The 13438-nt window shown below is 50.8% G+C and carries 8 protein-coding genes and 1 riboswitch; of the genes, 3 read left to right on the plus strand and 5 right to left on the minus strand.

The genetic code is table 11. The annotated features are described in order from the left end of the window. Positions 1–131: 131 nt before the first annotated feature. Entirely contained in the window at positions 132–2240 is a 2109-nt protein-coding gene (locus GWG06_RS14705; RefSeq protein WP_160714065.1) for a TonB-dependent receptor, read from the plus strand. Between the two features lies 1 nt (position 2241). Beyond that, the gene (locus GWG06_RS14710) at positions 2242–3657 is read left to right on the plus strand and encodes a PepSY domain-containing protein (protein WP_160714067.1); all 1416 of its coding nucleotides are present in this window, start codon (positions 2242–2244) and stop codon (positions 3655–3657) included. An 87-nt stretch (positions 3658–3744) separates the two neighbouring features. On the opposite strand, the gene GWG06_RS14715 is transcribed toward GWG06_RS14710, so the two are convergent. The 5 genes from GWG06_RS14715 to GWG06_RS14735 all read right to left on the minus strand — a co-directional run bounded on the left by GWG06_RS14715 (position 3745) and on the right by GWG06_RS14735 (position 11526). Then, complete coding sequence (locus GWG06_RS14715) at positions 3745–4710, minus strand: 2-hydroxyacid dehydrogenase (protein ID WP_160714069.1); 966 nt, start codon at positions 4708–4710, stop codon at positions 3745–3747. A gap of 83 nt (positions 4711–4793) precedes the next feature. Beyond that, positions 4794–7271, minus strand: coding sequence for a cation-translocating P-type ATPase (locus GWG06_RS14720; RefSeq protein ID WP_160714071.1), 2478 nt, complete (start codon positions 7269–7271; stop codon positions 4794–4796). A gap of 159 nt (positions 7272–7430) precedes the next feature. After that, on the minus strand, positions 7431–8405 hold the full coding sequence (locus tag GWG06_RS14725; RefSeq protein ID WP_160714073.1) for a PKD domain-containing protein: 975 nt from the start codon (positions 8403–8405) through the stop codon (positions 7431–7433). Positions 8406–8433: 28 nt separating this feature from the next. Next, a complete protein-coding gene (locus tag GWG06_RS14730; protein ID WP_235938353.1) occupies positions 8434–9546 on the minus strand; it encodes a YncE family protein in 1113 nt (370 codons plus the stop codon). A 3-nt stretch (positions 9547–9549) separates the two neighbouring features. Next, on the minus strand, positions 9550–11526 hold the full coding sequence (locus tag GWG06_RS14735) for a TonB-dependent receptor plug domain-containing protein (protein ID WP_235938355.1): 1977 nt from the start codon (positions 11524–11526) through the stop codon (positions 9550–9552). A 98-nt stretch (positions 11527–11624) separates the two neighbouring features. Further along, positions 11625–11844: riboswitch (cobalamin riboswitch) on the minus strand. A 90-nt stretch (positions 11845–11934) separates the two neighbouring features. On the opposite strand from GWG06_RS14735, the gene GWG06_RS14740 reads away from it, so the two are divergent. Continuing rightward, complete coding sequence (locus GWG06_RS14740) at positions 11935–13437, plus strand: glycosyltransferase family 39 protein (RefSeq protein WP_160714075.1); 1503 nt, start codon at positions 11935–11937, stop codon at positions 13435–13437. Position 13438 lies beyond the last annotated feature (1 nt).

Genomic DNA, 13438 nt, shown 5'->3' on the forward strand with positions numbered 1-13438 from the left:
TCGTAATTCGCAATTCGCAATTCGTAATTAGTAATCAGCATCTCCACGGGTATTTCATATCTACATTATTCCCGGAAGCATACCAGAAAACGTAAGGAGCATTATTCACATAATGTTTACAACCAGGTTTTATGCGTATGCTAAAAATTTACATGATTGCCGGCGCGCTGACGCTGCCAGGCGCTGCTATGTCTCAGCAGCAGGATTCCCTGAACAATAAAACACTGCAGGAGATAGTGGTACTATCAGGTACGGCTACACGAACTTCTTTCAGTAAGCTGGATGTGCCGCTTCGTACAATTCCGGCTACGATTAACAACATCAGCGGTGCTTCGCTGCAGCTGCAGGGTATTGATGATCTTACCGGCGCGCTGGCAAAGGTGCAGGGAGTCAGACCAGTATCTACCTATGGTGCATTTCAGCACTATGTGATACGTGGTTTTAATGATTTTCTGCTGGTGGTGGATGGTTTCCGCGATGACAGGCAGAACATTGCCTCCAGTGCACCTATGACCAACCTGGCGGCAGTAGATCATATAGAAGTGCTGAAAGGCCCTGCCGGTGCTATGTTTGGTCATTCAGGCATTGGCGGTATCATTAGCGTTGCCCGTAAGACGCCGGGAACAACGCCGTCGGCGGAGTTCAATATCCTCTACGGTGGTTTTAACACCCGCCGTATCAGTGCCGGTGCGGGCGGCCCGCTTTCTCCGACCCTGCGGTACCGCGCAGATGCCGGTATCTCGGCCACCGACGGTTGGCGCGGTGCTGGCAGTAACCGCAACAGTGCCTATCTGGCGTTTGATTTCACCCCTACAGAGAAGGACCGTTTTCAGCTGCGCCTGGGCGCCAATAAGGATATGTATGACAACGATGCCGGTATTCCTACGGTCAACGGTGAAATGCTGCCGGAGGTAAAACGGAGTTACCGCTATAATACCACCCAGAGCTATACCAAAGCCAATCATGCTGATGTGCAGCTGCAGTACACACGCCGGCTCAACAGTCGTATGACCGTTACAGAACAGCTGTCCTATGCGACAGATCTGATAAACTACCTGTCTTCAGAATCGCTGGAACTTACCCGCGGTAAGGATAGCGTAGCACGGGGTTACCTGCAGTTTGAACATCATACGCAGCCTTTCCAGCACTCGCTGGACTTCACCTGGGATGTGCCTTCCGGCCGCATACAGCAGAAGATACTGGCGGGGTGGTCGCTCAACGTACTGCATCGTTATACAGATTATGATAATCCGCTGCGCAGCAGAACGGCTACCACTATTCCGCTGACAGCCCCCCTGGATAACCAGGGTAATCTGCCGGTTATCAACACGCATCGCAAAACAATCGATGAAACGATGAACGGCATCTACCTGCAGGATTGGCTTAACTTCTCCCCGAAATTTAAAATACTGGCTGCTATCCGCTTTGATCAGTTCAGTGGCAGCTACCGCAGCGATACCCTGCAAAGCCCCACTACTACTGCCTCAAAGGGCGATCCTTACCGGAAGCATACCAGCCGCCTTACTTACCGCGCAGGTTTTGTATATGAGCCACTGGAAGCGGTGAATATCTATGGCTCCTATGCGACCTATTTCAAACCGGCCAGACAGGTACCCGGAGTAACGAACCTGTCACTTGATCCTGAAAGCGGCTATCAGGCTGAACTGGGTACGAGGCTTACCCTGGCCCGTCATCTTACGCTTAATGTGGCAGGCTTCTATCTCCTTAAACGAAATATCATTGTGAGCCTCGGTAAAGGATTATATGACCAGGCCAGCGAGGCGGCTTCCAAAGGAATAGAAACAGACATCACCTGGCAGCCGTTGCCGGTATTCAGTATTTCCGCAGGGTATGCCTTTACGGATGCCCGTTTTAAAAACTATACCAGCAAGGTCACCGGTGCCGGCAATCTCACTGATAAAAGACTGCCATTCGCTATGATACATCAGTTCAATATACAGTCCAGCTATACCGTATGCCGCGGCGCTACTGTATTTGCGGGGCTGAGCTATAACGGCGACAACTACACGGATTCCCGCAATACTGTATTACTGCCGGCTTACTACCTGGTAAATGCCGGTGCATCCTATACTTTCCGTCGTGTGCGCGTTACCGTGAATGCGGAGAACCTGCTGGACAACCGGGAGTATTTCATAGGGGCGATCAATAATACGCAGCTGTATCCCGGTGCGCCGGTGAATTACAACGTAGCATTACATTATACCTTCAACGGCCGCTGATATGCCTGTTAAAAGAAGTCACTGGTTACTGCGCATACACCGCTATCTGGGCCTGCTGTGCAGTGTTTTGTTCCTGATATGGTTCCTGTCAGGCATGGTAATGATGTATGTACGCTATCCCGTGTTAACACGGGAAGAGCGTGTCCGCCATGCACCGCTGCTGCGTACAGCAGCGGTGACCACACCGCCTCCATCCGCAGATGCGGTGCTGGGAATGCTGCTGGGCAGGCCGGTATACCGCAGCAACAAGGGCGTGGTCTATGCGGATGATAATACCGTTATGCCTGGTATCACCTCCGCCCAGGCCAGGCAGACGGCCATTGATTATTTTGCTGCGCGTTACACCATCCGGGATATGCGGTGGATTACCACGCAGGATCAATGGCTCAATAAGGGCAGTTTCACTGCTTACCTTCCTGCATGGGTCATTCAGCTGAATGATCCGGCGCATACTTCGCTCTACGTTTCTGCTGCTACCGGCGAGGTTTTTCAGGATGTCAGCCGCAGGGAGAAGATCCTGTCATGGCTGGGGCCCATACCACACTGGATTTACTTACGCGTACTGATTATCAAACCACACCGGTACATCTGGACACAGGTAGTCATCTGGACTTCCCTGCTGGGATGTATCATGTGCCTGAGCGGCATTGCTGCGGGCCTTATCCGCTGGAAGCGAAAACGTATTTCTCCCTATAAAAAGCCCTGGCTGCGCTGGCATCATTATACCGGCCTGCTGTTTGGACTGTTTACCTTTACCTGGATACTGAGCGGCCTGTTTTCCATGGATCCGTTGCATATGGGCAGTCGCCGTGCCGCTGCTCCGGCATCGCCACAGCCGGCTGCTGCCGCTGCCTGGCTGCCGGCGTTACAGCTGCTGCGTCAGCAACCGGTAAAGGAAATTCATTTTACGGTTGTGGGACAACACCCTTACCTGATTGCCGGCACGGAGGCACAGCGGCCATTGGTGATATCGGCTCTCAGCGGACAACAGGTAGCCGGTGTTGATGCTACCCTGCTGGACAGTGCCATCCTGCAGACCGTAGCCGCCCCACTGCTGGAGCGTACCCTGCTTACTCATTATGATGCCTATTATCGTGCGCGCGACAGCAGCAGGCCATTGCCCGTTATCCGCTACCGTTTCGCGGATGAAGGAGCTACCTGCGTATATGCAGACCCGTTAACGGGAGCAGTCCTGTCACGCCAGGATAACAGCACACGCCGCCTGCGCTGGCTCTATAACGGCCTGCATAGCTTTGACTTTCCCTGGTTTCACCATCAGCGACCACTATGGGACATTACCCTGCTGATACTCCTGCTGGGAGGAGCAGCACTGAGCGTCACCGGCGTGGTGCTCTCCTTCATATGGCTGCGCCATAAGGGAACTAAAACAAAACTGATGTCACGGAACAGGGGGTAACAACAGGGTAAAAATAAAGAGCGAAGATGAAGCGAAGATGAAAAATCATCCCGGCGCTTCTTCTCCGCTCTTTTATTTTGAAAAAAGTTACAGGCTGGTTACCTGGTTGGGTAACGGCTCGCCCTTCATGGAAGCAATAATATTCTGTGCTGCCATCTCACTCATTGCATTCCTGGTTTCTGCAGTAGCAGAGCCTATATGCGGCAAAACAGCTACTGTAGGCATCTCCAGCAAAGGATTATCCGGCTGCATCGGTTCCGGATTAGTAACATCCAGTCCTGCGCCCCAGATAATACCCTGTTGTATAGCGGCTATCAGATCTCCTTCATGATGTATTGCACCTCTGGCGGCATTCACAAAAATGGCAGAAGGTTTCATCTGTGAAAAGGCTGTCATATTAAACCTGCCGGCTGTTTCCGGCGTCAGCGCAGTATGCACGGAAAGCACATCGCTCTGTGCCAGCAGTTCCTCAAACGATACCCGTTGCGCTCCCAGCTCTTTTTCTGCGGCTTCATTACGGCCCCGGTTATGATAAATCACTTTCATGCCAAATGCCTGCACACAGCGCTGCGCCATCACATAACCAATGCTGCCCAGTCCCCATATACCCAGGGTCTTTCCCTCCAGCGCAATACCCAGATTGGCCGTAGGTTCTGAAAAGCCCCATTCGCCGCGTATAATCCGCTTATGCTGAAAGAAGGCTTTCCTGGAAGACGCCAGCATCAATAGAAATGCAGTATCTGCCGTAGCAGCGCTCAGTACCCCCGGCGTATTGGTAACCGGTATGCCCAGCTCATTGGCTGCAGCGATATCTACCTTATCGTATCCTACCGACAATAAACTGATGACCTTCAGGTGGCGGCACTGTTCCAGGAACGCACGGTCTATAGTATTGTCGCTGGCCAGCAGCAACGCATCATACTGCTGACAATGCGCTACCAGCTCATCGTGCGACAATCCCCGCCGCTCCGTCCACTGCGTAACCTGAACGCCTGCACGTTCCAGCATCGCCAGCCCCGCCGGCGGCAATACCCTCGTGATAAATATCTTCATACTTTATACTTTAATTACTTACATAATCCATACCCACCAATCTCCGCTGTCTTCCAAATCTCAAATAACCAAATAATCAAATATTAAGGTCGCATCAGCTTCCACACTTCAAACCACAACACAGACACTGCGCCGGTAACTGCACATATACCCAGCGAACCCCCATCCAGCGCCCTGATATGAAAAAACTCCGCTATAGGCGGAATGTACAACATCGCTGCCAGTAATGCCAGTGTCAGCATAATAATACCGGCCATCAGCCGGTTGCCGTTACGCATACTGGTGATAAAGGAGTAGTGAAAAGACCTGTTTACCTGTGTGAGAAAAACATTGGCAAATATCAGTGTGGTGAATACCATACTCCGCGTATATGTTTCATCTGCCTGCCCCCGCAGGCTCCACTGATATACCAGCAGCACGCCCGCTGTAATCATCAATCCCTGCAGTATGCTGATGTTCATCTCCCGGAAAGATAAAAAAGTTTCTGAAACCGGCCGTGGAGGCACTGACATGGCATTCTTTTCCATCGGTTCGTTTTCATAAACAATGGAGCAGGTGGGCCCCATGATCAGCTCCAGGAAAATAACATGTACGGGTGTGAATATATTGGGATACACCCAGCCCAGAAACAGTGGCAGCGATACGGTGAGTATGATGGGGATATGAATGGAGATGATATATTGTACTGCTTTTTTGATATTGGTATAAATGCGCCGTCCCATGGCAACGGCGTCCACCATAGCGGACAGGTCATCATTCACCAGGATGAGCGCTGCTGCCTGTTTGGCGATCTCTGTGCCTTTCCGGCCCATCGCAATTCCAATATGCGCCGCTTTCAACGCCGGCCCGTCGTTGACACCGTCTCCTGTCATCGCTACGGTTTCATTACCGGCCTTCAGTGCATTGATGGCTGCCAGCTTGGCTTCCGGAAACATCCGTGTGAAGATATTTACCTGCTTCAATTCCTGCTGCATAACGGGAACGTTCATACGTAGCAATGTTTCTCCGTCCGTCGCTTTGTCCGGCTGATGCAGCCCTGCCTGTGCCGCAATGGATTTGGTGGTGGCGCTGTTATCTCCGGTGATGATTTTTATCTGGATGCCTGCCTGGTAAAACTGCCGGAATACATTGCTGATATTGGCTTTGGGCGGATCGTAGAAGGCTGTCAGTCCGGAAAATGTAAAAGAGAAGTCCTGCTGTGCTGCGGGATAATTGTTGCCATCAAATGTGGCGGTAGCGATACCCAGCAGACGATATCCTTTTTCTGCCAGTGATTTTATCTGTTGTTCGATTTCTTTTTTTGCTTCGGCAGATAACGTGCATACTGCCAGTATCGCTTCGGGTGCACCTTTGGCAGCAATGATCCGGTGTCCGTTTCTGTCTTCGAAAATATGCGTCATCATCGGCGGCCTTCCTTCCAGCGGATATTCATGAACGATCCGGTAATGTGGTCTTTCATCCTGAGGAGTACTTTTTTCATATAACTGATGCAGGGTTTTTTCCATCGGGTCAAACGGTACCGGTTCGCTGGCCCACATGGCGGCGTTTATAACATCCTGCGGCCAGGGCGCCTGTTCGTACAACCTGCGGTTGGCGTTGCTGTACACTGCCTGCAGGCTCATCCTGTTCTCTGTAATGGTGCCGGTTTTATCTGTGCAGATGATAGTGGCGCTGCCCAGGGCTTCTACGGTACGTATCTTTTTTACAATGATGCCGAGCTGCATGAGCCTCCTGGAACCCAGGGCCATAAAGGTGGTAAAGGCAACGGGTATTTCTTCCGGAAGTATGGACATCGCCAGTGTAAGCCCTTTCAGCAGGCTGTCCGTAAAATTGCCGCTCTGCATAAAATTATATCCCCAGACGGCCAGAAACACTACAACACCTGCTGCTGCCATCCACTTCACAAATTGCCGGATCTGTAACTGCAGGGGAGTAGGCTCTTCTTTTATGTCGAGAATGGCCGCGCCCAGCTGCCCCGTTTTAGTATGTTCTCCTACTTTCTCTACCCGGCAGATAGCCAGTCCGGATACCACTACGGTGCCGCTGTATACATAGTTGTCCTCACTGTCTGCCTCCTTGAAAACAGCATATGGTTCGCCGGTAAGTACGGATTCATTAACGGAAAAATCGTTACTGTGTACAATGACGCCGTCTGCATTGATGGTATTACCTTCGGCTACCACCATCATGTCGCCGGTAACAATATCCGCTGTGGGAACGGATTGCAGCGCACCATTGCGTATCACCCTGCTCAGCGGCTCATTTAGTTTCTCCAGCGCTTCCAGCGCCTTACGGCTGCGGCTATCCTGGTAAAATGAAATACCGGACACCACCCCGATGGCTGCCAGCATAAAGTAAGCCTCTCCGTATTCTCCCATCACAAAATAGATGGCCGTTACCGCTATCAGCAATACCAGCATCGGCTCCTGCAAGATCTCTTTCAGCAATGCCAGCACCGGATTGATAAAAGGCTCCGGCGGCACATTCCTGCCGTAGGAAAGCCTGGATGCTGCTACTTCTGCATCGGTAAGACCGGTTATGTGTTCTGGAAGATTTATCATTATAATTACGAATTACAAATTGCGAATTACGAATGAAATGCAGCGAATAAAAAGCGCGAAGATTAAAGGAGATACTAAAATAAAGCATCTCCTTTAATCTTCGCGCTTTTTATTCGCTGCATTTCATTCGTAATTCGCAATTCGTAATTCGCAATTGCATTACAGATGCAGATCCACAATGCCTCCCACTTCCGTACTCACTTCTCCCAGCAGCCTGTCCTGATTGCCGGGATCATTTGACAGGTTGCCATTGCAGTTCTGGCCGGTGTATACTTTGATGAAGTCAATGTATTTCAGGTTTACTTTTTCGCCTTTGGCATTGACTGCGGTGGAGATGTCCAGTGTATTGTAGCCTCTTCCCTTTGCTTCGGTGAGATCCTGGTATTCTTTGGAGCCGTTGTCTGCATAGCCGGCGCCGACGGGTTTATTGTTGAACAGCTCGCTGTGGTATACCGGGTTGTACTCCTTTACGAGCGTATTGCGGAGAAGGGTGCCTTCAAACACCAGCGAATCCTGGTTGGGAGCAAAAAGGGGATAGTAGCTCTGGTTGTGGAAAGTGTTGGACAGCACATATCCTGATTTGCCCTGGTTATCTTTCCATAATACATCGGTGGCAGTAGCCTTTTTAGGGTTGTAGTAGATGATGCGGTAATTTCTGATAGTGCCGGGAGCGTTGTATTCATTGCCAGCCAGCTCATACCATTCGCCGTCATCGGGTTTACCGTTGCCGTTGAGGTCCTGCATCACCATGATGATGCCGGGTTCTGACCAGTCTGTGCCATTCCCCAGGATAACATTGCCGTAAATGCCGAAGTCCATACCGGCCTTGTTTTCGATGGAGTGATCAAACCCTGTGATGACATATCCGCCGAAGCTGCCGAGGGAAAGTAATCCGTTGATGCCGCCGATCAGCTTTTGTGCGCCGGCCGGTGAGCCGAAGGTATTTTCGTTCACGAATTGCCCTGGCGCCGGTTTGTATTCCAATATCTGGCTGATGTATTTACTGCTGTTCGGAGTGGCAGGACGCATACCGTCTCTGGTAGGTGCACCGTTATCCTCATTGTTTTTGGAACAGGCAGCCAGGGCCATGGTAGCGGCTAAGCAGGTGATACGCAGCGATGTTGATAATTGCATGATAAATAATTTATGATGATAAGCATGTTTACTTTTTCAGGAAGGCAAAATGGGCGGGAATATCTCCTGTCTCCATTTTCCATTTCTGTTTGCCGGTTTTATCAAAGCAGTACAGGATGCCGGGAGATACATAGTCCAGCGCATCTGTTACAAATACGTCTTCTGTATCCGGATCTACGGCAATGCCGTAGGGAATTTCAATTTTGGCGTCGGTGCCGTCGGTGATGAATTTGCGGTCCAGCAGTGTTTCTGAGCGCACATCTATCATCGCATAGGAAATGGTATTCTTATGGGTATGATAGCTCCACTCCACACAGTAGATATAGGCCAGATTCCCGTTAATACAGATGTTGCTGGCGCCGATGGGAAACTCTTTCTTGACAAGGTCCGTTTTGGTGTCAATAACGTATAGCCGTGAAGGTATGTCGTAGTAATCACCGCGGGAGGTCACGTAAAGGTCGCCGTACTTATCGGCCACAATACGGTGCAGATTGATGGCTACGTCTATGCGTTTCAGCTCCTGCTGCGTATCCAGATCTATAACGGAAACGGTGCGTTCATAATTTTTAGGATTGTATCCGCCGGAGTTGGCTACGTATAGTTTGTTGCCTGCAATTGCCATCTGTTCCGGATTGCGGCCGGTCGGAATACGCGCTGTTTCCTGCAGTGCGGTGGTATCCATCACGGAAATATATCCGGCATTGGAAGTAACGTATGCTTTCTCTTTATAAAAGGTAATATAGCGGCACTGCTGGATAATAACCTGCCTGATACGCTTTCCGGTGGCGGCATCCAGTACTTCTACCTTGTTGGAGTTGTTGATGATGGCGTAGAGCTTGCCGCCGTAGATCTGCAGGTCATTGCCTACATCTCCCAGCCCCTTTACCACTTCCGGGTTCTGTGCTTCATAGGTTCTGCGTACATATGCTCCGTTAATCAGGTCTACATAATCCAGTGAGGATTTGTTCATGTTCATGTTGCCTTCGTTGAGCAGATAGAACCCCTGTACGGTGCCCGCGCCGTCCGGCTGTCGCTGAAATCCGGGGATTTCTTCGGACATGATGGAGGGTATAATAATGCCCTTCCGGCAGGAGGCCAGCAGGAGGAGGGAGCAGACAGTTAAAAATAATGATCGCATCATGACTTAATAGTTTACGCTCAGCGTTACTCTGTAATTACGTCCCGGCATGGGGAAGTTGGCAATTACATCATACTGCTGGTTGAGCAGGTTATTGAGTTCTGCTGTCAGTTTATATTGATGATGGCGCCAGGATGCTGATACATCGCTGGTATACCAGGGTTCTGTATAATTGAAGATGTTATTCCTTTTCTGATTATAGCGTTCGCCGGTGTAGATAAAGCTGTAGTTCAGATTGAATTCCCGCCAGTCTATGCCTGCCGTGAAAGAGCCGCTGTGCCAGGGGGTGTAGGGTATCTGCTGCCCGTAATTATGCGAGCCCGCGCCGGTGGTACGGTCCTGCGCATCCTGGAAGGTGTACGCCACGGCAGCGTTGAGCATGATGTCGCGCCAGGGCATCCAGGCGGTAGACATATTCACATCAACACCTTTGATGACTACGAGTCCGAGGTTCATCATAGACCAGCCGAAGAGATTTTTAGACGGTACGGCTACAATTTTATCGTTCACCCGGTTGTAGTAGGCATCGGCCTGAATGGAGAAGAACTGCCATCTGCCGCGCAGGGCGGTAGTATAGGTGAATCCGGCATCGTATTGCCGCACGAACTCAGGCTTCAGGTCGTTGTTGCCGATATAGGTATAATACAGGTCGTTGAAGGTAGGCATGCGGAAGATGTTCTTGTAGAATGTGCGCAGCCAGAGGTTTTTACGGGCAAAAGGCTGCCACGCCAGGGAGATGGCCGGCGTATATTCCTGTTTGTTGCCTGCGCCTGCATAGGCTTTCACGTTTTCCTGCACCAGGGTGGCCAGTACGTTTCCCTGTATCTCAAAGCGCCTGAAATGTACGCGGGAAGCAAGGGAGATCAGTTCTGAATAACGGGTGGGATAAGGAAACCTGTCTATGTTGGAGTTCATGGTGTTTACGATGAAATCTCCTGCCAGCGCAGTTTCCAGCCAGGGGGTAATATCATATTTGTTTGCTATGGAGGCATAGATTTCCTGCTGCCGGTAATGATTGATGAGCAGCCTTTCCTGGTTGAGATATTCCGGATCGGTATATACGTTATAGAAGTTGCTGTACCGGGCATTGGCCATGATACTGTATTTGCGGCCTATCTTTTTACTCCAGGAGCCTTGTGCAAACATATCCTGGTCTTTCAGGTGCTGTCCGTAATGGAATTCGCCGCCTACTACTGCACCGGGAAGTCCGCGGGCGGAGCTGTACAGGTAATATTTCAGGCTCCAGGCGTTGCTGTCGCGCAGGGTGCCGTACAGACCGGCTTCTGCACGGAAGGCATTCACGTTGCCATTCAGGCGGGTGGCGGTGGAGTCATATTTCCGGTCGCGCATCCGGTAAGGGTAGCGGCCGTTGGCATTGATCCATTCGGCGCTAACGGTGCTGTATAAACGCTGATTGATTTTCTGCTGCCACAGCACAGCCGGGTTAATCAGGCCGTAGGAACCTGTTTTGACGGAGGCTTTGCCATGCCAGCGGGCGGAGTCGGTGAACTGCGGTATTTTGGACTGCAGGTAAAGCACACTGCCGGCGGAGAAGGCGCGGGCGGTCTGGAAGATATTGTTCCGCTGCCCGTTGTATAAAGATATTTCTTCGATGTTGTCGAGAGAGAACTTTCCCAGGTCTACCTGCCCGTTCTGTGCGTTGCCTGTCATCATACCATCGTAGAAAACAGAAGTATGATTGGTGCCCATACTCCGTACGTTGATGGTTTTAAGTCCGCCTACACCGCCGTAATCCTTGAGTTGTACGCCGGAGAAATAGCGTACGGCATCTGCTACAGAAAGACTGTTCAGCCGTTCCAGCTTTTTGCCGGAAAGTGTTTGCACGGGCGTTACCGGGTTAATATTTTCCGGGATACGCTGCGCATTCACATGAACTGCTTTTAAGGTATCCGTTTTCTGCTGTGCTGCCACGCTGGCGGATAGCAGTAGTAATAATACGGATACATATTTTGGTATACACATAGTTGTTGCCATGTGCGCCTGGGAGAATGAATTGTATCAGTAGTTGAGAACATATGCCTTGTGGGCTTACATTCCTGGCCTTTCACCCGAAAGCGCTGAATGATGTAATACTTCTGGCAGGTCTTCTGGCTTTCCTGGTTTCCGGCGGCCTTCCCGTTTTGGTAAACAGTGGCGAGGAGTATTTGCCGGAAATGAGTTCCGCCGCAAAGTAGCGGCAGGAGCAGGATTACAGCTACGGGGATAGCTCCGGTTTCGCACCGGATTCCCTTTTAATGCGGCGAGGATTGGTCAGCCGCAACCAGTTGTGGTTGCAAACCTACAGTATACGCAGGGAATAACCAAAATCTGTTGAATCCCGGAATGGTTCTTGCGGGTAGCAGACTGACTGTCACAAACTTACATTTATACATGAGAAAACCCGCTACGGCCCATGCATGGATAGCCGCTGTCGCCGCAAACCGGTGGATGGCTATTGCGATTATTATCATCACCATGCTGAGAATCTCTTTTATATGGGTGATGGGCCTGATGCCGCAGGATGCCTACTATTATTTCTACGGACAACATTTTGCGCTGTCCTATTTTGATCATCCGCCTGCCATAGCGTGGATACTGCGCGGGTTTACCACGCTGCTGGGCCGTCATGCCTATGTGATCAAACTGGCAGATACGCTGGTGACCTTATGTACTATACTGGCTTTTTACCGGCTGGCAACCTGCTTCCTCTCGCGGCGCGGCAGTCGCAATGCCTTGCTGCTGTTATGTTCCACGCTGATGGTTACCCTGCTGTCGCTCGTGTCTACGCCGGATGTGCCGCTGATGCTGTGCTGGACGCTGGCGCTGACAGCCCTGTACAAAGCGCTGTTCGAAGAACGCCGTGCTGCCTGGATATGGGCTGGTATAGCCATGGGGCTGGCATTCGACAGTAAATACACCGGCCTTTTTCTTCCTGCAGGCACGATCCTGTTTTTATTATTATCAAAAAGATACCGTCATTATCTGTGGTCGCCGTGGTTGTTACTCTGTGCCGCGTTCTTTATGCTGATGATCTCACCGGTGATTATCTGGAATGTGGATAACCAGTTTGCTTCTTTCCGTTTTCAGTCGGCCGGCAGGGTGAGTGGTATAGAACTGCATCTGACGGACTTCTTCGGCGTATTGGGGCATCAGGCGGCAGTACTGATGCCGGTGCTGCTGGCGGCCTTGTTTTATTACCTGTGGAAGGCAGTGAGAAAATACGGCCTGCATATCTTCCGGATACCGGAGCAGCAGCGTTTCCTGCTTTGTTTCTTTCTGCCATTGTTTCTTGGTTTTATCATCATCTCCCCGGTTTACTGGGTGAAGCTCAACTGGATGATGCCGGCTTATATCACGGGGATTATCTGGGTCAGTCTGTGGATGGGACTGCGGTATATCCGCTGGCAGTGGATGATTTCGCTGGTGGTGCATATCGCACTGGCAGTGGAAATTATTTTTTATCCGGTGCCTATTCATTCAGACGATACGATGGTGGGCTGGGAGGGCCTGGGGCAAGGAGCTGCTGCGCTGCACCAGCAGTATCCGGATGATTTTATTTTTTCTGCAGATGATTACAAAACCAGCGCCATGCTGAATTTCTATCTGGGAGAGCTGGTGTATTCAAAAAATATCCTGGGCGAAAACGCCCTGCAGTTTGATTTTATAGGTACTGACCTGGAAACGTTGAAAGGCCGCGATGCTATATTTATCAACTCACTGACCGATGTGAATGATGAACAGGATGAACAGGCGTTTGTGCAGGAGCTGCAGCCGTTTTTTGCCAAAGTAAAGCCGTTGCCGCCCATTGTGGTAAAGCGCCAGGATAAAGTGATCCGTAAATTTCTGGTATTCCGTTGTTTTGATTATCGCCCGCCTGAAAAGAAAGGAAGGTAGC

This window comes from Chitinophaga solisilvae, from assembly GCF_009928525.1.
GTDB lineage: Bacteria > Bacteroidota > Bacteroidia > Chitinophagales > Chitinophagaceae > Chitinophaga > Chitinophaga solisilvae.